The organism is Paenibacillus sp. E194, assembly GCF_000935845.1.
GTDB lineage: Bacteria > Bacillota > Bacilli > Paenibacillales > Paenibacillaceae > Paenibacillus_B > Paenibacillus_B alvei_B.
In genome coordinates this window covers 19,446-40,178 of record NZ_JMDX01000025.1, presented here as the reverse complement: position 1 = coordinate 40,178, position 20,733 = coordinate 19,446, and the positions used below count along the sequence as shown (strand labels likewise).

Annotated in this window: 20 protein-coding genes and 1 pseudogene; 19 read left to right on the top strand and 2 right to left on the bottom strand. The window is 50.0% G+C overall.

All coding sequences use genetic code 11. The features are described 5' to 3' along the window. The 13 genes and pseudogenes from AZ66_RS05660 to AZ66_RS05600 all read left to right on the top strand — a co-directional run. The coding region (locus AZ66_RS05660) for a PaaI family thioesterase (RefSeq protein ID WP_082061470.1) at positions 1 to 407 on the top strand (407 nt) is incomplete at its 5' end. A gap of 72 nt (positions 408 to 479) precedes the next feature. Continuing rightward, positions 480 to 1,442 (top strand): enoyl-CoA hydratase-related protein, encoded by a 963-nt coding sequence (locus tag AZ66_RS05655; RefSeq protein WP_231586743.1) that lies wholly within the window; start codon positions 480 to 482, stop codon positions 1,440 to 1,442. 11 nt (positions 1,443 to 1,453) lie between these two features. Further along, entirely contained in the window at positions 1,454 to 2,809 is a 1,356-nt protein-coding gene (locus tag AZ66_RS05650; RefSeq protein WP_044353949.1) for a phenylacetate--CoA ligase family protein, read from the top strand. After that, positions 2,806 to 3,588, top strand: coding sequence for an enoyl-CoA hydratase-related protein (locus tag AZ66_RS05645; protein ID WP_197081655.1), 783 nt, complete (start codon positions 2,806 to 2,808; stop codon positions 3,586 to 3,588). Before AZ66_RS05650 ends, AZ66_RS05645 begins: the two co-directional genes overlap by 4 nt. Before the next feature lie 14 nt (positions 3,589 to 3,602). After that, a complete protein-coding gene (locus tag AZ66_RS05640; RefSeq protein ID WP_044353957.1) occupies positions 3,603 to 4,409 on the top strand; it encodes an enoyl-CoA hydratase-related protein in 807 nt (268 codons plus the stop codon). 3 nt (positions 4,410 to 4,412) lie between these two features. Next, entirely contained in the window at positions 4,413 to 5,291 is an 879-nt protein-coding gene (locus AZ66_RS05635) for a 3-hydroxyacyl-CoA dehydrogenase family protein (protein WP_044353947.1), read from the top strand. Continuing rightward, a complete protein-coding gene (locus AZ66_RS05630; RefSeq protein WP_044353946.1) occupies positions 5,281 to 6,054 on the top strand; it encodes a 3-hydroxyacyl-CoA dehydrogenase family protein in 774 nt (257 codons plus the stop codon). The genes AZ66_RS05635 and AZ66_RS05630 overlap by 11 nt, the downstream gene beginning before the upstream one ends. After that, positions 6,032 to 7,232: pseudogene (locus AZ66_RS05625) on the top strand (thiolase family protein). The gene AZ66_RS05630 and the pseudogene AZ66_RS05625 overlap by 23 nt, the downstream one beginning before the upstream one ends. A 55-nt stretch (positions 7,233 to 7,287) precedes the next feature. Beyond that, positions 7,288 to 7,710 carry a thioesterase family protein gene (locus AZ66_RS05620; protein WP_044353942.1) on the top strand — a complete coding sequence of 141 codons (423 nt, stop codon included), beginning with the start codon at positions 7,288 to 7,290 and terminating at the stop codon, positions 7,708 to 7,710. A gap of 126 nt (positions 7,711 to 7,836) precedes the next feature. Beyond that, positions 7,837 to 8,691, top strand: coding sequence for a phenylacetic acid degradation operon negative regulatory protein PaaX (gene paaX / locus AZ66_RS05615; RefSeq protein ID WP_044353941.1), 855 nt, complete (start codon positions 7,837 to 7,839; stop codon positions 8,689 to 8,691). Positions 8,692 to 9,275: 584 nt separating this feature from the next. Then, positions 9,276 to 9,713 carry an Rrf2 family transcriptional regulator gene (locus AZ66_RS05610; protein ID WP_044353940.1) on the top strand — a complete coding sequence of 146 codons (438 nt, stop codon included), beginning with the start codon at positions 9,276 to 9,278 and terminating at the stop codon, positions 9,711 to 9,713. 194 nt (positions 9,714 to 9,907) lie between these two features. Next, positions 9,908 to 10,543, top strand: coding sequence for an NAD(P)-dependent oxidoreductase (locus AZ66_RS05605; protein WP_044353956.1), 636 nt, complete (start codon positions 9,908 to 9,910; stop codon positions 10,541 to 10,543). 97 nt (positions 10,544 to 10,640) lie between these two features. Next, positions 10,641 to 11,408: a DODA-type extradiol aromatic ring-opening family dioxygenase gene (locus AZ66_RS05600; RefSeq protein WP_044353939.1), complete on the top strand. Its 768-nt coding sequence runs from the start codon at positions 10,641 to 10,643 to the stop codon at positions 11,406 to 11,408. A 198-nt stretch (positions 11,409 to 11,606) separates the two neighbouring features. On the opposite strand, the gene AZ66_RS05595 is transcribed toward AZ66_RS05600, so the two are convergent. Beyond that, entirely contained in the window at positions 11,607 to 13,679 is a 2,073-nt protein-coding gene (locus AZ66_RS05595; RefSeq protein ID WP_156159909.1) for a hypothetical protein, read from the bottom strand. 358 nt (positions 13,680 to 14,037) lie between these two features. Continuing rightward, positions 14,038 to 14,622: a TetR/AcrR family transcriptional regulator gene (locus AZ66_RS05585; RefSeq protein ID WP_044353936.1), complete on the bottom strand. Its 585-nt coding sequence runs from the start codon at positions 14,620 to 14,622 to the stop codon at positions 14,038 to 14,040. Between the two features lie 225 nt (positions 14,623 to 14,847). Between AZ66_RS05585 and AZ66_RS05580 the strand changes: the two genes are divergently transcribed. From AZ66_RS05580 to AZ66_RS05555, 6 genes are all read left to right on the top strand, one after another. Continuing rightward, on the top strand, positions 14,848 to 15,171 hold the full coding sequence (locus AZ66_RS05580; RefSeq protein WP_052648407.1) for a YrdB family protein: 324 nt from the start codon (positions 14,848 to 14,850) through the stop codon (positions 15,169 to 15,171). Between the two features lie 173 nt (positions 15,172 to 15,344). Continuing rightward, the gene (locus AZ66_RS05575; protein ID WP_044353935.1) at positions 15,345 to 16,067 is read left to right on the top strand and encodes a 4'-phosphopantetheinyl transferase family protein; all 723 of its coding nucleotides are present in this window, start codon (positions 15,345 to 15,347) and stop codon (positions 16,065 to 16,067) included. Between the two features lie 173 nt (positions 16,068 to 16,240). Beyond that, positions 16,241 to 17,089 carry a DUF4097 family beta strand repeat-containing protein gene (locus AZ66_RS05570; RefSeq protein WP_044353934.1) on the top strand — a complete coding sequence of 283 codons (849 nt, stop codon included), beginning with the start codon at positions 16,241 to 16,243 and terminating at the stop codon, positions 17,087 to 17,089. A gap of 191 nt (positions 17,090 to 17,280) precedes the next feature. Next, a complete protein-coding gene (locus AZ66_RS05565) occupies positions 17,281 to 18,816 on the top strand; it encodes an MDR family MFS transporter (protein WP_052648406.1) in 1,536 nt (511 codons plus the stop codon). A gap of 92 nt (positions 18,817 to 18,908) precedes the next feature. Next, a complete protein-coding gene (locus AZ66_RS05560) occupies positions 18,909 to 19,508 on the top strand; it encodes a TetR/AcrR family transcriptional regulator (RefSeq protein ID WP_044353932.1) in 600 nt (199 codons plus the stop codon). Between the two features lie 268 nt (positions 19,509 to 19,776). Beyond that, positions 19,777 to 20,712: a sugar-binding transcriptional regulator gene (locus AZ66_RS05555; protein WP_021257830.1), complete on the top strand. Its 936-nt coding sequence runs from the start codon at positions 19,777 to 19,779 to the stop codon at positions 20,710 to 20,712. The last annotated feature ends 21 nt before the right edge of the window (positions 20,713 to 20,733 follow it).

Genomic DNA, 20,733 nt, shown 5'->3' with positions numbered 1-20,733 from the left:
GGTTTAATGATTTGCTTGGAATCAAGATCGTTCGGCTGGATGAAGATGGCTGTGTTATGCAATTGCATACCCACTCTGATCTTCATAACAGCATCGAAGGCTTCGTGCATGGCGGCGTGACGAACACGTTGGCTGACGCCGCCATGGGCCATGCGGCTGCACCCCCGATTGACGGGGTGCAGCAGTGTGTAACCGTGGAGAGCAAGATCAATTATTTGTCTCCGGCCATCGGCGAATTTCTCGTTGCGGAGTCTCGGGTGCTGAAGCGCGGGCGCAATTTAATTGTGACGGACGCGCGCATTACCTGCGATGGGAAGCTTGTCGCTGTCGCTTTGGGGACATACGCGCGTGTCAGTCCAAAACGAGGGGAACAAGGCACGGAATTACCGTCCACGAAGCAGGAATAAGGCGATGGAGTAAAAGCAGTGGGAGTATGTCGAGCAGACGGATCAGCGGAAAAGAGGGGGCTGAACGAATCGATGGAGATGCAGGAGCAGAGGCTGAGCAAGGTGTCAGTGCAAAGTGAGGTACCGGTGCAGGATCAAGAACAGGGTCAGAATCAGAAAAATCTGAAACAGGGACATGAACAGGTACAAGACCAGATACAAGACCAGATACAAGACCAGGTACAAGTTCAGGGTACGCTCCAGAAGCAAGAGACGGTACAGTCAGTGAAGCTGGATCGCCACGGTTATGTTGCCGTCATTACGCTGAATCGGCCTGCCGACTTAAATGCTCTCAATTATGAAACGCTGGTGCGCTTGGGAGAAATCGTAGTGGAAATCCGGGAGGATCGTCATCAGATTCGTGCCGTCATCGTGACGGGCGCGGGTCGAGCCTTCAGCGCGGGGGCTGATCTAAAGGAACGGCGCACGCTGAACGAACAACAGGTGAGACGCAACGTGCGTACGATCCGGGATGTGTTCACCGCCGTGGAGGAGCTTCCGCAGCCGACGATTGCAGCGGTGAACGGATATGCGTTCGGCGGCGGTTTCGAATTAATGCTGGCCTGCGATTTGCGCCTAGCTGTTCGGGATGCCCGTATGGGACTTACCGAGGTGAGTCTGGGCATCATACCCGGTGCAGGTGGAACGCAGCGGCTGCCGCGGCTTATCGGGCCATCGCGGGCTAAGGAGCTCATCCTGACTGCGCGGAAAATGAACGCCCAAGATGCGCTGCAATACGGATTGCTGAACGGAATAGCCGATGATGCAGAGCAGCTCCGCACAATGACGCTTGATTTGGCGAATGAGATTGCATCTAATGCGCCGCTTGCGGTCTATCAGGCCAAATATGCCATAAACCGGGGCAGCCATGTTAGTTTGTATTCCGGACTAGAGGTTGAGGCACAAGCCTATGAGATGATTATCCCGACGAAGGATCGGGCGGAGGCATTAGAAGCCTTTGCGGACAAACGAAAGCCTGTCTTCCGTGGGGAGTAGGAGGGTAGCGCGTGATATTCAATGTTGAAATGGAAACGATGCCGCATGAACGGATGCGAGTGCTCCAACTGGAGAGACTCCGCTACGCCGTCAAGCGGGCATATGACCGAGTACCTTTTCATCGTGCCGCGTTAGATCGGGCGGGCCTGGATCCGGAGGACATTCGCAGTTTGGAGGATATCCGCCGCCTGCCGTTCATGAAGAAATCCGATCTGCGCGATTATTATCCGTTCGGATTGTTCGCGACTGAGATGAGCGAAGTTGTACGTATCCATGGTTCATCCGGCACGAGAGGCAAGCCAATCGTTGTGGGGTACACGAAGCAGGATATTGAAGCTTGGGCGGAAATTGTTGCGCGCGCCATTTGCTGCGCAGGCGGTCGGCCCGGGGATATTTTTCACAACGCGTATGGGTATGGCTTGTTCACGGGAGGATTGGGCCTGCATTATGGCATCGAGTGTCTGGGCGCGGTCGCTGTACCCGTGTCGGGAGGGAATACACCGCGCCAGATTACGCTTATTCAGGATTTCAAGCCGCGCGGCTTGTCAGGTACACCATCCTATATTTTGAATCTGGTGGAGGAAATGCGCAAGCAGGGCATTGATACGCGGGCAACGAGCATCGAGTACGGCATTTTTGGCGCGGAGCCTTGGTCGGAGGAAATGCGCCGCCATCTAGAGGATGCTCTTGGCATTAAGGCGATTGATATTTATGGATTGAGTGAGGTGCTTGGGCCAGGTATCGCTATCGAGTGCCAGGAAGCGCAGGATGGTCTGCATATTGCCGAAGATCATTTTCTGGCGGAGGTGGTCGATCGCGAGACGGGTGAACCGCTGCCGTACGGGCAGGAAGGCGAGCTGGTGTTTACTTCACTGACCAAGGAAGCATTCCCAGTCATCCGCTACCGGACGGGCGATATTGCGTCGCTTCACCCGGGTACCTGCAAATGCGGCCGCACGACGATGCGGATGTCCCGGATTAAAGGAAGAGTAGATGACATGCTGATTATACGCGGCGTCAACGTTTACCCAACAGAGCTTGAGGCTGTGCTGCTTAACTTCTCTCAACTTGCGCCCCATTATCAAGTCGTCATTGAGCGGGACAATGCACTTGACCGCTTCGAGATTCATTGCGAGATTACGCCGGAATTCTGGAGTCGGATAGGCAGCGTTCTGGAAAGCCAGGAGGTGGCCGAACTGGTAAAGGAGATCGGCAAGGCCATCAAATGCTCGCTCGGTGTCTCTGTTTTACTGCATGTGAATGAGCCGGATTCGATTGCGCGCAGCGAGGGAAAAGCAGTACGCGTTGTCGATAACCGCAAGCGAGCGGCAGCCGTTCAAGAAAGTGAAGGAGTGGAGGCGGGATGACGAAGATGGGCAGTAGGAATGTGACCGTGTCGGTGGATGGCGCGGTAGGTGTGCTTACCCTGAATCGGCCTGACGTGTTGAATGCCTTGAATCGCGAGCTGATACAGGAGCTTGTAGCTGAACTGGAACGAATGGATCGGGACGAAGCTGTGAAGGTGCTTGTTATTACAGGGAATGATAAGGCCTTCGCCGCCGGAGCGGATATTAGGGAAATGGCGGATGAATCCGCTGTATCGCTGCTGTTGAAGCGGCAGTTCGATGTCTGGGATCGTATCGGCGGCATCGCTAAACCGATCATCGCCGCTGTGAGCGGATATGTCCTTGGCGGAGGCTGTGAGCTGATGATGAACTGTGATCTCGTTGTTGCCTCGGATACGGCGCGCTTCGGGCAGCCGGAAATTCGTATTGGCGTTATGCCCGGTGCTGGAGGAACACAGCGGTTGACCAGGGCAGTGGGGCAGCGCAAGGCGATGGAACTGCTGCTGACCGGGGATACGCTGCTCGCGGAAGAAGCTCTTTGCTGTGGTCTAATTAACAAGGTAGCTCCAGTTGAGCTTTATTTAGAGGAAGCGCTGAAGCTTGCGCGGCGTATTGCCAACCAGCCGCCACTGGCTGTTTCCCTTATTAAGCAGGCTGTTCGCAAGGCGGAGGATCTTTCGCTGGCCGAAGGGCTCGATTTTGAGCGGCAATGTTTCCATCTATTGTTCGCGAGCGAGGATCAGAAGGAAGGCATGCTTGCTTTTCAAGAGAAGCGACGTCCCCAATTCAAGGGCAGATAGGAGGAATCATGGCTGTGTACGAGACGATTTTGTACGAAGTATCAGCAGGCGTAGCCCGGATCACGATGAATCGGCCGGATAAGTACAACGCCTTCACCAGGAAGATGATCGCCGAGATCATTGATGCGTTCCGCCAAGCAGGCAAAGATGCTGCGGCGCGCTGTATCGTCCTGACTGGAGCGGGCAAAGCATTCAGCGCAGGGCAGGATCTGGGCGATGTGCCGGGTGTCGGCGGTGAGGGGGTGGCCGGGCAGGATGGAGCTGCAAACCACGGTGACATGCTGCGTTCGCGCTACAATCCGCTCATTATGCAAATTCGCAATACGGAGCTGCCGGTTATCGCGGCTGTGAACGGCGTAGCGGCAGGAGCTGGGATGAGCCTCGCCCTCGCGTGCGATATGCGTGTGATGTCTGAGCGGGCTTATTTTGTCAGTGCATTCATTAATATAGGGCTTGTTCCTGACTCAGGGGGATGCTACTTCCTGCCGCGCCTTGTCGGCTTGGCCAAGGCGATAGAAATTGCCACGATTCGGGATCGCGTTACGGCGAAAGAGGCGCATCGGATTGGCTTGGTCAATCGCGTATGCTCTGCCGAACGGCTGGACGAGGAAGCAGATGAGCTTGCAGCCAAGCTAGCTCAGCTTCCGACGCGGGCGATTTGGCTTATGAAGCAGACAATGAACCGGGGACTGGAAAAGGGGCTGGCGGAGACACTGGAGCAGGAGGCATATGCCCAGGAGATCGCCGGACGCACGCAGGATCACCGGGAAGGCATGCAGGCTTTTCTGGAGAAGCGGCCGCCTATGTTCAAGGGGGTATAGCCGATGGAAGACTATGTTTCCGGAGGAAGCCTTGGCACGGTCGGTATTATCGGTGCTGGCACGATGGGGGCGGGGATCGCGCTCGTATGCGCTCGACGGGGTCGCCGTGTTCGATTGCAGGATATTAAGCCAGATGTGCTGGAGGCTGCGCAAGCCTATATTGGTTCGATTCTGTCGAAGGACGTTGCGAAGGGGAAAATCTCGGCGGAGGAGAAACGGGCGACACATGATCTTATTGAGTTAGTGCAGGACATGGCAGCATTAAGCTCATGCTCGATCGTCATCGAGGCGATCCCCGAGAATCTGGAGTTGAAGCGATCAGTGTTCGCCCTCTTAACAGAGCTTTGCAGCAGTGATGCGCTTCTGCTGAGCAATACGTCTTCCCTTTCCATTACGGAGCTTGCAGCAGGCTTGTCTCATCCGGAGCGCATCATAGGCTTTCATTTTTTCAACCCTGCGCCGATTATGCCGCTCGTGGAAGTCATCCGCGGCCACAAGTCGGCAGATGCCTGCGTCGCCGCCGCTCGCCGGTTTGCGGAGGAGCTGGGCAAGGTGCCTGTGTTGGCGGAGGACTCGCCCGGATTTATCGTCAACCGCGTCGCCCGACCTTATTATAATGAAGCGCTGCGCATCATAAGCGACCGAGTGGCTAAACCGGAGCAAATTGATCGCATTATGAAGCAGGCTGGCGGATTCAAAATGGGACCGTTCGAGCTGCAGGATCTAATTGGTCTCGACGTGAATCTGGCGACAACGGAATCGGTCTATACCCGGTTCAATCATGAGAGCCGCTTCAAGCCGAGCCGGATACAGCAGCGCATGGTGCAGGCAGGAAGCTTAGGCAGGAAGACAGGAGAGGGGTTTTATTCATATGACCAATAACGTGATCCTGTTGGATGGGAACGGCCCGCTGCGTGAAGGCCTTCATGTGCTGCTGGAACGAAGCGGATATGAGATTATTTCATTGGCAGAGTCGGAGGAGTGTAGGGATGCCCTCTCCTCGGTTCGATACGGTATGGAAGTAACCAATGATGATGTGCTTGAAAAGCAGGCGAACATCGTGAAAATGGATCGGCTATTGCCGCCAGAAATACCAATCGCGGCTACCTCGCTAGCTCTCTCTGCCACTGAGATCGCATCATGGGCATCTCAACCGAAGCGAATATGCGGCTTCGGGACGCTCGCACCCCTAGAAGAACGCGAGTTGATTGAAGTGGCTCCTGCCTTGCAGACATCAGAGGAAACCCTTCATAGTCTGGAGGAACTGTTCCTCTCTTTGAGTAAACAGGTAGACATTGTGCAGGATGAGGCGGGACTCGTCTTCCCGCGCATTCTCGCCTTAATCGTAAATGAAGCCGCCTTCGCTCTAATGGAAGGGACGGCTTCCGCTACGGATATCGATACGGCTATGAAGCTGGGAACCGGTTATCCGTACGGTCCACTTGAATGGGCAGACAGAATCGGGCTGGATGATGTGCTGGCAGTTCTGAGCGGGCTCCACCGCGATCTGGGTGAAGAGCGGTATCGCCCAGCTCCGCTTCTGCGCAAGCTCGTGCTGGCAGGCCGGTTTGGCTCCCGCAGCGGCCAAGGCTTCTATTCCTATGATATTGGGGGGGAACAAGATGGCAACACCCGTAATTATTGATGCGATACGTACACCGATCGGACGTTACGGCGGAGCGCTCAAGGATGTGCGCGCCGATGATCTGGGCGCAATCGTTATTCGCAGCCTGTTGGAGCGGAATCCGGTCGCCCCGGAGCGGGTAGACGGCGTTATTGTAGGCTGTGCGAATCAGGCGGGGGAGGACTGCCGCAATGTGGCGCGCATGTCGCTGCTGCTGGCTGGAATGCCGGTCGAGGTGCCGGGCGTGACGGTAAATCGCCTATGCGGATCTGGTATGGAGGCCGTTCTGCAAAGCGCCTATGCAATTATGGCAGGTGCGGGGGCATATGTATATTGCCGCCGGGACGGAGAGCATGACGCGGGCACCTTATGTGATGATGAAGCCGGAGGCTGCTTTTCAGCGTGGGCACCAGCAGATCTACGATACGACTTTGGGCTGGAGGATGACCAATGACAAGCTGGCCACTCTCTATCCGCCCATCAGTCTAGGAGAGACGGCGGAGAACGTGGCGGAGCAATACGGCGTCAGCCGGCAGGAGCAGGATGAGTTTGCGCTCTCCAGCCAACGGAAGTATGCTGAAGCCCAAGCAGAGGGGAAGTTTGCAGCCGAGCTTGTTCCGGTGGAGGTGACTGGGCGCAAGGGCAAGATCATGAAGATCGAGCAGGATGAACATCCTCGCCCTGAGACGACGCTGGAGCAGTTGCAGAAGTTGAAGCCGGCCTTCAAGCAAGGGGGAACTGTGACGGCCGGGAACTCGTCGGGACTGAACGACGGGGCAGCGGCGCTGCTCATTATGGAACAGGAGGCCGCCCATTCGCTTGGACTTCGCCCACGCGCCCGCGTAGTTGCTGCTGCATCTGCTGGCGTCGATCCGTCCGTGATGGGAATCGGCCCCGTGCCGGCCGCGCGCAAGGCGCTTCAGCAGGCTGGACTGAGTATCGAGGACATTGATCTGTTCGAGCTGAATGAAGCATTTGCTGCACAGGCAATTGCCAGCATGCGGGAGTTGAATATCGACCCGGTACGGGTGAACGTGAACGGCGGGGCGATTGCGATTGGGCATCCGCTTGGGTGCAGCGGGGCTCGGATATTAACGACACTGCTCAATGAGATGGAGCGCCGAGAGGTACGTTATGGCTTGGCTGCGATGTGCATCGGCGTTGGTCAAGGCATCGCCACTATAATTGAGCGAATATGACCAGGTCGGCAGCTTGAATGGGCATGGTTGATTTTTTGGGCGAGGAGGAATCAACGTGAAGCAAGGATTGGTTCCAGGCGCTGAAATAGCTTTTGCTGTGACTGTTACACCGGATATGTATCCTGCTTTTGACGGCACGGCCATTCACGAAGTGATGTCTACCGTCACCATGATTTACTATATGGAGAAGGCTGGTAGAGAGATGATCGTTTCTTTTTTGGACGAAGAGGAAGAAGCTTCGGGGCTGGCTCTTGATATCAAGCATGTAGGGCCTGCGGTCGTCGGACAGGAGGTAACATTTCGAGCTGTATGTATCGAGGTGGGAGCGAAGCGCATGGTGTGCGAGGTGACGGCAGAGACGAGAATCAATCTAGTCGGCAAAGGAACGTTTACGCAGGCGATTTTCGATAAGAATACGATGGCAGAGCGGCTTACGGCTTTGCACCGCAAGGCGGAAGAAGAGCAGAAGCTATCTTGACAAGTTGAGCGGTGGTTCCTCCACTCCGACATACCCTCCATTTTGCTTGAGCTATGGAGAATCAAGTGATACAATTTGACGAGATACAACATTTGGAAATCACGTGATTGACTAGGAGTGGTGAACATGAGGCCGCAATCGATGCTGTTTACCATATACGGCGAGTATGTACGTCATTATGGTAGCGAAATCTGGGTTGGGAGCCTGACCGCCCTGATGGGGGAGTTCGGTTTGACCGACCAGGCCGTACGGGCCGCTATCTCACGCATGCTGCGCCAAGGGTGGCTGGAGTCGCGCAAGGTGGGAAATCGCAGCTACTATTCAATGTCTCCGCGCGGCAAGCGGCGCTTGGATGAGGCGGCGGCCCGCATTTATAAACAAGAGACAGATGTGTGGGATGGCAAATGGTGCATTGCGAGCTACAACATTCCCGAAAAGGATCGGGGCATACGGGATCAATTGCGCAAGGAACTGGCATGGCTCGGCTTCGGCATGTTGACGACGAGCACCTGGATCAGTCCTAACGATTTGACCGACAAGGTGAGGGACATCGTGGAATCACGCGGAATATCCGGATATGTGGAAATTTTTAAGGCAGATCATATCGCTTGGAGTAAATCTAGGCAGTTGGTGCAGAAGTGCTGGAACATCGATGAGATTAATGCGGCTTATGCTGAATTTATTGAGGTATACCGCCCAAGTTATAAAAAATTGCTCACGATGCTGCAGCAGGGGGATGCCATACCTGACGGCTACTGCTTCGTAGAGAAGAGCAAACTGGTTCACTGGTACCGGAAGTTCTTATTCATTGATCCGGACTTCCCTGAAGAGCTGTTGCCAGATGTGTGGTTAGGCAAGGAAGCGGATCAATTGTTCCACAACTGCTATGACTTGCTTCATACAGGAGCTAGTCGTTTTTTTGAACAAGTATATGAACCTTCTCCTGATGCGCTTCCGATTCGCAATATCGAGCATGCATAACACTTTTGGAACATTGGCATAGGTACATATCTCGGGATAATGAATCTCTATGAATTTTGATTTTAAGGGCTCATTGCAGCTTTTTTGCTTCCGTGCTTTAACGTAGGGTCGTATTACCGTTGAATATTTTTAATGAAAGCTTGTGCGAGTAATAAGACATGGAGTGAGCAGCATTTCGATGATTCCAACGGTGCGTTTTGCGGTTTATCACGTGTCTCCTCCTGTATGAATACTTGTCCTCATTCTGCATGTTTGTGTAAAAAAAGTTCTGATGATAGCTCTCCTGTTTGTGGAATCATTTAGTTGAATCCGAATTTAGTTACTAGGGAAACGTACAAATGTCCTTCATTTCAATTGCACATAAAGATAAGCGCTTTGCTTCTGTAATTTGTGCCAAATTGCAAAATAGGCAGCTAGGACTTATAGGGAATTGCGAGGAATGAGTGTGTTATCACTAAGTGAGATAGCGGTGTGCGCTAATGTATCGAACGGCGTGACCGCTTTTCATTTGCAGGTGGAAAAAAAGGAAGCTTGACAATTCAAACCGGTTGTAACTATAATGGTTACACGAAAGGGTGAGCAGCATGAAGATAAGCAGCCGCTTTAGTGTAGCCGTCCACATTCTATCTTTGCTGGCGCTTGAACCGAACGCCCATCATACGTCGGAGTGGATGGCGGGCAGCGTCAACACGAATCCTGTTGTTATCCGGCGGGTAACATCTCAATTGAAGAAGGCTGGGCTCGTCGATGTACGGCCTGGTACTGGTGGAGCGACGCTAAGCAAGCCAGCAGTTGATATTACGCTTCTTGATGTATATCGTGCTGTAGAGGCTGTTGAAGAGGGCGAGTTGTTCGGTTTCCATGATCATCCGAATCCGAAGTGTCCAATCGGAGCCAACATAGAATCGGTGTTACAACTGGTTATGCTGCGTGCGCAATCTGCCATGGAGCAGGTGCTGGCAGAAATGACCTTGGATCATCTGGCAGTTGACCTGAAGGATCGAATGGAAGAGAATGAGTAAATCGTTCTAGGGTCAGGCGGTTATCAATTTGAATTAGAAATACTCCAGTGACTAATGGAGTTTTTCACGGTCTGGTTGTAACTACCTTTATTACATTAAAGTTTTATTATGGTTGTGAGCGTGCACTGCTTACTTGAAGGCACTTACTTGAAGGCAATAATGAATATTTATTATAGAAGGGAAGATCGATGATTATGAAAATTGCAGTATATGGTGCTACAGGTACAATTGGACAACGTATTGTGAACGAGGCTTTGACTAGAGGACATGAGGTAACGGCAGTTGTTCGTGATGCTTCACGTGTTGCACAGTCGCATGCGAACTTGACAGTGGTAACCGGAGATATTCTGAATTCTGCAAGTGTTGCGGAGCGTACAGCAGGCCATGATGTTGTGATTAGTTCCATCGGTCCTAAAATGGGGGAAGAATCTGCGCTTGTCGAAGCTACTCGCGCCTTGATCAACGGGGTGAAACAGGCTGGAGTTGAGCGCTTGATTTCCGTTGGCGGAGCGGGCAGTCTTGAAGTGGCTCCAGGCGTTCAAGTGGTAGATACTCCGGATTTCCCAGATGCATGGAAGCCAATTGCACTCGCACACCGTGATGCGCTTGATGTATATCGTCATGAATCCACATTGGCATGGACGAATGTAAGTCCTGCTGCCTTGATCGAGCCAGGAGAGCGTACTGGACAATATCGTACTGGTACGGATCAATTGGTAGTAGACGCAGAAGGCAACAGCCGCATCTCAGCAGAAGATTTCTCCGTGGCCATCTTGGATGAAGTGGAGAACCCGCAATTTACAGGCCGTCGCTTCACAGCAGCTTATTAATCGTTACAATTTACACTCATTCAAATGTTATGAATGGATGCCTAGCTGCGGCTGGGCTCCAGCATACAGCATAGTTGAATAATAAAGGAGAATCGAGATGCCAAAATCAATCTTTCTTAGTCACGGTTCGCCGATGATTGCCATATTGGATAATGAATATACTCGGTTTCTAACTGAGCTCGGAGCAAGCATGCAGCCGAAGGCGATTGTTTTGTTCAGTGCCCATTGGGAAACTGAAGAGACTACAATATCGTTCCAAACTGGAACGTATGAGACGATCTATGATTTCTATGGTTTTCCAGATGAACTGTTTCAGGTGAAGTATCCGGCTACAGGTTCCATCGAAATTGCCACTGAAGTAGAACGCTGCTTGTCCGCACGTGGGATTGCCGTAAACCGTGATGAATCACGCGGTCTAGATCATGGTTCATGGTCGTTGTTGAAGCATTTGTACCCCAATGCGAATATTCCGGTCGTACAAATCTCGGTAAACCCATTCCTTCCCGCAGAGCAGCAGCTGCTAATCGGCGAGGCACTAAGTGAGTTGGATGAGGATATTCTTCTCATAGGCAGCGGAGCGACCGTGCATAATTTGCGCATGTTGAAGTGGGAGCAGACAGAACCGGAAGCTTGGGCCATTCAGTTCGATGACTGGCTCATTGAGAAGCTGGAGAAGAAGCAATGGAGTGAGCTGGTAGCTTATCGGGAGCATGCTCCGCATGCAGCATTAGCAGTACCTCGGGCAGAGCATTTTGTCCCATTCTTCATTGCGCTTGGAAGTGCAGGAGCAGCCTATGATCCGAAGGTCATTCATCGCAGCTATGAGATGGGGACACTCAGCTACATGTGCATGTCCTTTACGTAATGCTTCTACAATCGAAAGAGAGATATCCTTCACAGGATTACTGTGACTGGGATAGCTCTCTTCTTGCTATGCAGCAATTGCGAGTAGGACTAGTTTACCAGTTATAACCTAAGATAGCCTAAGGTAACCTAAGACAACCAGATGAGAAAAGTTACCTACAGTTGTGTTATCCAATTGTGTTATCCTTCAACATGTTGCTTACCAGCTTGATCCACCTGAGGAATTTGAATTATTGTTGTTGCCCCAGCTTGATCCTCCAGATGAGTTGCTGTTCGTATTGCGATTAGCTGCTTGCCGTGCGGCCGCTTCCTCTTGCTGTCTTTCTTGTCTTATGATCGATTCGTAAGCTTGCTCCATTGCTGAAAGGATACCTGCTAAGGCAGCTGCCTTGCGGGCGGCCTCGTTGTAAGCGCCATTATGCATTAACCGATCAATGTCAGTGCTAATGGATGAGAATTGTGAGCCATATTGGTGAACATTCAGCCTGCTGCCGTATTTGGCGCTGGATGAATGATATCGCTGCTCCATTCTAGCCAGTTCCTGCTCCACATTTTGTTTCTGAATCGCGGCACGTTCGACTGCACTCAAGAATTGATTTGCTTCATTCATGAATCGTGTTCCCGTATCTGTAAGCAAATCCATATCATATGGCTGCTGTGCCAGGAGCTGGCGTATGCTGGATTGCATGGCTGCTAAGCTCTTCTCCTGCTGCTGCCAGTTCGAGTAGATACGATGGCGCGCGATCGTAAGCAGACCTTGAGCGAAGCTGTCTTCAGCAGATGCCTGCATCTGCTTCGCTTCTTCCAGCTTGTGATCGAGCTTGCGAATTAAGTCGCTGTAATGCTCAGCCGCTTGATCAAGCTTCTGAAGGATCGTAAGGATGTGATCGAGTTCGCTTCTTGCTTGTTCATATTCCTGCACGTCCTCATCGCACCATTGAGTCACTCGACTTAGTGAGGATTGTACGGTATCTACAACCTGCAGCTCCTCACGATACTGTCTCCATGCCTGTTCCCAATGTTTCCCTCGATATTGTGTCTGTGCGCGGGTAGTTAATACAGTCAGTTCCCTATCCTGGGCTGCATATTGGGACAGCTTCGTCACTATCGACTGAATATCGTGAGCATTCTTCAACTTCAAGTCAGCCAGACGCTGCGTGATCTGAACAGCTTCAGCGAGCAGTTGACTTGCACGCTCGGCGTGCTGTGCCGTGGCAGGAATATCTCCATGCTTCAGGCGATCAAGCATCTGCTCATTACTCTGCTGCGCTTCCTCAATCTTGCCGTATGGATCGATACGAACGAGCTTCAAGCGATGCTCCTGGGCAATTTGAGTGACGGAGTTTCTAGACTGATTCATCTGCTCAGGAAAGCGCTGATACTGCTCTGCGTATCGCGATACCGATTGCTGATCCTGTTCCAATCGTTGAATCTCTTCATTCACATGAATCACGCGCTGCTCGGATTGAATCGGATCGAATACTTCCAACTGCTTGCTGCTCAGCAATTCAGCGGATATCGCTTCTTGTATTCGCAGCAGATCCTCCAGCGGCCAACCGCGGCTCGTTTGCTCCGCTTGGATGGAAGTAGAAATATGCTCTACCCGCTGTACAGCATCCGCTATTGTCCGCTTCAAGTTGAGATCGAGCTGATGAATATGTTCGATTTGAGCGGTTAGCTGCTGCGTTTGTGTTGTCATTGCTTGTAGTTCTGTATTCAGTAGCTTCAGCTCGGAGCGAGTGCGCGGCTGAAGGCATTGCTGCCATCCTATGCTAGCTGCATACTGCTTCATTTCATGTAAGCGAATAATGGATTTCTCGGATTGAGCACCTGCTTCTGTAGCTTGTTGAAGCGTTGCCCCTTGGGACAAATCTCGAAGGGTACGAATGCTCTCCAGGGCTTGATTCGTCTGTACCATTAAGTTCGGTATGTCCGTTTGCAGCCGCTTCACCGTTTGCATCATGCGAACGAGATACAGGATGATGAGTACGAGCAATACAATTGCAATGACAAGAACAATCCACAGCCATGATGAACTGGATTGCTGTCCATGAGGTTGCCCAACCGGTGTCTGGCCGTTATTCGTATTCCCGTTATTTTCTGCCAGAGCATTAGATGCACTCATCAGCTCTGAGACTGCCTTTGCAAAGTCGCCCTTCTTCGCATAAGGAATAAAGTGTGTATCTACGAACTGTTTCAATGCGGTACTGCTGCTTGCGCGGGAGGCTGCTGCATCCACTTGCTCCTGCAGGGCATGATTGTTGAAGTTCATCTCAATACGCTGATCTTGTTGCGAAATCAAAATCAGGAAAGGAGATCAAGCTGGGGACATTCAAACTTGTTATTGATCCCGGTACATGTAAATTGCTTCTACATGATTACGAATGCGCGGGAAAAGGGACGTGTTGGATTCTTAGCAACCAGTGGATGAATATTACTGTAGTAGGCTATTGGAATGGAACAAACGCACATGTGTGTAGGGGGAATGGTCAAAATTTCGTCAGCAGCATACACGGATGAACAAATGCCGATCATTTGATCGGCATTTACGCGTTCTATTGGTATCGAATAATAAGTTGCTAGTCTAAATGATGTTTCAATTATTGATTTTGTTCGAGTGGGATTGTTGTCTATTGCGTCCCTGCAGATTCCTTGATCGTGTGAATGCCGGCAATAAAAGCATTGATTAACAGATCTAGGCTGACATCGAGGTCGAGGGGAATGCCGAAGCCTCCCTTTTGCTCCAATGATGAGAACCCGTGCAGTAAGCTGCGAAGGCCGCGTGCTGCGTGAATCGCTGCATCGCCCGTAAGTTCATATGCATGCAGGACTTGAACGACCAGTTCAACAATTTCCGTACTGACTCGCTGCACATCCGCGTTTTGTGGATCAGGGGCTAGGAGTGTTGCATCATAGAGTCCAGGGTGATTGCGGACAAAAGAAACATATGCTTCTCCAATCGAACGAACAGCCGCGTCGCCGGAACGTCCAATTGCAGCGCGTGTCATGGCGTGGTTTAATTGCTCCAGACCATAGATGGACAACAATTGCCGTATGCCCTGCAAGCCGTCAACGTGATTATATAAGGACGGTGGGCGTACCTTCAGCTGCTGCGCCAAAGAGGCTAGCGTAACTGCTTCGAACCCCTGAGTGTCCGCAATTAGGGTGGCTGCTTCTAGTATGGTTGCGGAAGTCAAACCAACTCTTGGTGACATGTTCATTGCTCCTCTGTTTTTAAGTCATTAGTTAATCGCTTTTCATTTATTTCGTAGTGCAATGTTAAGATTAAATGTAAACTTCCATCGTCCAGTAGACAAATACCCCCTACCATGATCTATTATAACTAATGTCATTAGCTTTATCAATAATATCAATTGTTTTATAGTGAAATCGATTCCTATGGAAGGGGAAGAGGATATGGGTTTATCTTCGTGTTGCAAATGTGTAATTTAGGATTGCGCTTTCTGTTGGAACTGTGTGCATTGGCGACATTTGCGTATTGGGGAATACAGACGGGCAAGAGTCCCCTTATGAGAGTATTGCTCGGTGGCGGGACCGTTATTGCTGCGATATTTATTTGGGGGACATTTGGCTCTCCAAAGGCAACGATAACGCTTAAAGGTTGGAGTCATGCCTTGTTTGAGGCAGCTTTTTTTGGTCTGACTATATTTTTGCTGTACGAGGTAGGAAAACATAAGCTGGCTGCTATTTTCCTCATCGTTCTGATTGTGAATTGGGTATTGATGTATATGTGGAATCAGTAAACATCGTACTAAATAAAATGTTGCAGTGAGGCACCCAACTCGTGCAGTTGGGTGTTTATTTGTTTTGCCAATACGGGCGTATGTAGAGGAAATAAAGGAAAATATTGTAGTATGATTGGGGCGGGTGTATAATTTTTGTCATATATCAGGAATGTATGGCAGAAGGAGGCATCATGAAAGTAATTGCCGTTCGAATTGACAGCATGATCAGGCTGAACGACTGGCTGCCTTTTTTATCGCCAGAGCGAAGAGAGAGGGTAGGCCGTTTCTATCGAGAGATGGACTCTATTCGTTGTGTGCTAAGTGAGCTCGTTGCCAAGAGCTTAATAATAGAGATGACAGGCTGTTCTTCTGATCAAATTGCGATTCAAGTGGATCAGTTCGGCAAGCCTTATATGAGTGGGCCTATCAATCACATTCAATTCAATATCTCGCATTCAGGAACATGGGTTGTCGGTATTGCGAACGATCAGGGTCACCTAGTGGGGATTGATATAGAACAGATTGATGAAGATATGGAGCTAGGTAGCTTTGCAAGCATTTTGTCAATTGATGAGAAGCGGGTGCTTGACTCTGTACCGGTAAACGAACGGATGGAGCACTTTATTGAGCTGTGGACCTATAAGGAGAGTTATGTAAAGGCTGATGGGAAAGGGTTATCCATGCCAATTGACTTGTGTGCGTTCACCCCTAGTCTAACTGGCGAAGCTGCATGGCAGTTAGCGTCACCTAGCGACATCCCATATTATTGGAAGTCTTATTCTGTTCATCCTGACTATAAGATGACTGCTTGTTCGGCGTGTAAGCGGCTGCCGGAGACCTGTGCCGTGAGTAAAGCCTCAGAATTTTTGCAGCGATATGTAGATCTGCGAGCCCATGCTGCGTCTGCAACCTGATAGATAAGGTTATTGTAGATGGGATGCGGTATAAATGATGATTCATTGATGAGGTAATGAGGACCCGTGAAATTCACAAGTTGAAGTGGCGGTGATCCTAATCAGCGTCATACGGATAACTCATTACCAATATCATGAAATTATCATGTAATTTCATAAAGGAGATTAATCAATTGCATAACAAAAGATGGATAACAGCTATGTTGATGATCCCTATTCTAATCGGCCTAAGTGCATGTGAGCAAGGAATATCAAATGTGCTTTCTATGAAAGGTACCCCTGTCCATGTAGAGCGTTCTTTGGACGCTGGGAATGTATCTCGCATCTCGATTAAGACAAAGAGCTCAAACATCCAATACAAGATTGGAACTAGCGATCAGATTAAAGTTCGATTGAAAGGTACATTCGATGGCAGCGAAGGAGAGCAGGAACAGCTTTTGGTCACGGAAGTTATGAATCAAGATCAGCTAGCGATCAAGGTAGAGCCGGTAAAGGGAAAGGCATATTCCAACATGTCTCTATCGCTAGAAGTTGAAGTTCCCACGAAGGTCTATGAGGAATTGAAGATAAAAGCTTCGAGCGGTAATATTACGACAGGTGAGATTGAAGCTGGCCAATTGTCTGTCGAAGCTTCCTCCGGAAACATATCCGTCGGAGGATATGTGGGGAAGGAGTATAAGGTGGAAGCTAGTTCAGGCAACATTGAACTCGGGAAAATGGCGGGAAATGGAAGTGTAGAGGCTTCCTCTGGCAACGTAGATGTGGCTATTTCCCCTTTCCAAGAATCGGTTCGCGTTCATACAAGTTCAGGAAATGCGACCATTCGCGTGCAGCCGGATGCGGTATTTCGAATTGTAGGAGATACGAAGCTGGATCGTGCTGATTTGAAAATTCCGGTAACGCTCGAGCATAAGGAAGACAAGAGAAATTTCGAGGCAAGCGTCAATCAGGCCACATTGGAGTCGCCTGTTCTGGATGTAACGATTTCGTCTGGGAAAATGATATTGGATAAAATAAAATAGCGTAGTGAATGAGCCGCTTCAGCGTTACATGCTGGGGCGGTTTTTTTGATTTTGTCGTTCATGAAATCATACAAATAGAGTGCGTACTCCGAATTTTTTTCTTGATTATTTAGGGAGATGGTTCTAGAATATTTTTTGATTGAATAATTAATCAACCAAAAACCTAACTCATTCTAGAAAGGAACATTCGTATGGAAATGAACCGAAACAAACGAAATTGGACGATAGCAGCACTGCTGTTGAGCATATTCCTGTCGTCCTTGGATCAAACAATCGTATCTACTGCACTGCCCTCCATTGTTCAGAAGATTGGTGGGCTTGATGTTGTATCGTGGGTATTCACGATTTACATGCTGGCATCAACAGCGATCATGCCGGTAGTGGGGAAGCTGTCCGATATGTATGGGCGCAAGCGGTTTTATATCGCAGGATTGGCCCTCTTCACGGGAGGCTCTCTGCTATGTGGGCTTGCAACTTCAATGACGCAGCTTATCATCTTTCGGGGAATTCAGGGACTAGGAGCTGGTTTTCTCATGCCGATTACGTTCACGCTTATTTTTACGATTATTCCACAGGAACGTGCAGGCAAATTCCAAGCTCTCTTCATGGGGGTATTTGCGCTTTCTTCTGTCGTTGGGCCGACAATCGGGGCTTTTATTACGGAACAGCTCTACTGGCATTGGAACTTCTTCGTGAATATTCCGTTTGGCATCGCAGCCATCTTTATCATGTGCTGGTCATTGGTTGAATCACGCGCTAATACAGGCAAGCCGAGGGTGGATTATGCTGGCGCGCTGCTTCTTATTGTGACAACTGTTATTCTCTTGTTAGCATTCAAGCTGGCGGGTGAGGACTATGCTTGGGGATCGTGGGAAGTGCTGCTTATGCTGCTAAGTGGGGCACTGGCGCTTGTTCTATTTATCGGGATCGAGCTGCGGGCATCGGAGGCCATTATACCTCTTCACTTATTCCGCAATCGGACGATTGCTGGCGTTTCGCTAGCTTCCTTTGCTCAAGGGATGATTATGTATGGTGCTTTGCTCTACATTCCATTTTTCATTCAGGCGGGGCTTGGGGGGAACATAAAGGATGCGGGCAATGCGCTAACGCCGATGATGTTCTCGGTTATGGTTGGTACTGTACTGGGAACAATGCTGATGAAGCGGCTCAGTTGGAGGGGATCGGTGCTGCTCGCGGCAAGTCTTATGGGAATGAGTGCATTCTTATTTACGACTCTGCCGCTTGACGTAAATATGTGGTATGTTAGGGGAAATACAGCCTTAATAGGTGTCGGGATTGGAATCCTTATGCCGAATGCGCAGACGGCTGCAACACTTACTGCACCTGAACGATACAGAGGAGTCGCTACCTCGATGGTTACCTTCTTTCGTACGATTGGCGGCGTGCTTGGAGCATCCATAATGGCGGCCATTGTAAATCAGCATCTGGCAACAGAAATTCAGCGTCAGGCTTCTGTTCTGAATCTGGATTCGGTAGTAGTGGATAAGCTGAGCAATGCGCAAATGCTGATTGGGTCGACATCGCTGTTACCAGACCATGCAGCCGCAGCATTAAGAGCGTCACTCGTTGCTTCCATTCATTCCGGCTTCTGGCTGTTGGTTATAGCCGCCGCCATGGTTCTGCCGATGGCTGTCTTGATGGGGAATGAGCGGTTTCATGCGTCAAATGCTGTACAGTCGAAGCATTCGGATCATACATCTGTATAGGCATTCGTAGAATGATTCATTGTGTAAAGGAGGGGGCTCAGCCATGCGGTTGCTAGTTCCATTAGCTGCTGCTCGTGCAGAGCTGTATGTATATGTCACCTAGAAATGCGGATCAAAATAAGTTGATTCGGGATGAGCGTAAAGAACAGATTCTAAACAGCGCTTTAAAGGTGTTTTCCAATAGAGGATTCGTAGCTACCAAGATTAGCGACATTGCGAAGGAAGCTTCTTTGAGTCATGGTCTTGTCTATCATTATTTTGAGTCGAAGGATGAGATATTCGCAACATTAGTGGAACGGGCACTGCATTCTTCCGATCAATTAATGCTGATGACGGTGTCGAGTCAAGGGAATAGCTTGGATCAGATTGCATGGATGACGCAGCAAATTTTAAGTGCGTTCGCGGAGCGCGAAGAGGCTGTGTATTATCATCACATTATGCTGCAAGCCACTACGTATCAATCGATGCCGGATTCCGTGAAGTCACAGATGCAGCAATTAACCAGTCCAATGAAGCATATGGTAGGGATGATAGAGGAAGGCCAGCGCAGGGGAGAGATTCGCGACGGGGATGCCAAGCGGCTGGCTACGCTGTATTGGTCCATGATTCAAGGTCTGGCGCTTATGAAGATTGAAGCGGGAGAATATTTCAGTATGCCAGATTGCGACATGATTGTTCGCATATTCAATTAAATTGCCCGCTTCTGATTGGTAATTACTGAAATGTTGAATAATAGAATGAGGCTTCATGAAGTGATGGAAATACAGGATTCGTAGCTAATGCTTCACGATTGCTCACAATTGGGCAGAAGGCTCTGATTCGTTCGTGAGCGTTTACATATCTGCAGATTATGATAGTATAGGTTCAATGAAGTAAGGTTGAGTAAGGTTGCGGCTCGCCTTACCTTATGCGTGTTGACGGCATATTCATAGAATCATTTCACAGAAGTGGGTTGTAGACATGGATCATGACAAACAGCGATTGAGTATTGAAGCGGCAAGATTATATTATTTATCGGATTATAGCCAGATGGACATTGCAGCCAAGCTAGGGGTATCCCGTCCGACTGTATCCCGGCTGCTGCAATATGCGAAGGAGCAAGGGTTCGTACGGATCGATATTGTCGATCCGCTTGAGGATCTGGATGCATTGGGAGCACGACTTAGACATCGGTATGGTCTGGATACGGCACTCGTCTGCTATTCGCCGGTGAACGAATACAAGGAAATTCAGAAACATATTAGCAAGCGAGCAGCTGAGTATTTAGCCGAAACGGTTCAAGATACAGATATTATCGGTGTAACATGGGGACGTACGATGCATGCTGTTGCACAGCAGCTTCAACAGAAGCAGGTTCGAGGCGTTGAAGTTGTACAGCTTAAGGGAGGCATTAGCCACTCGCATGTGAATACTTATGCGGCAGAGACGGTGAATCTGTTTGCATCAGCCTTTCATACGATTGCCCGATATTTGCCGCTGCCCGTTATATTTGACAGCATCGCCGTGAAGCAAATGGTGGAGGAGGATCGGCATATCCGCCGAATCATTCAGCTTGGCAAGCAGGCCAATATTGCGGTATTCACCGTGGGTACGGTGAATGATGATGCATTGTTATTCCAGCTTGGCTACTTCAGCAGTGAAGAGAAGAAGCTGCTGCAGAGTAGGGGTGTTGGGGATATATGCTCGCGATTCTTCGATGCGGAGGGCCGCATTTGCAGTGAAGGAATTAATGATCGAACCGTAGGAATTGATTTGCCGGATTTGCGGGAGAAGGACAAGTCGATTCTTGTAGCAGGGGGACAGCGCAAGATTGAAGCGATCCGTGCAGCGCTTATTGGAAAATATGCCAATATACTCGTAACTGATCAATTTACAGCACAAGCATTATTGCAATAATTACCGCTATGCAGCGACAAT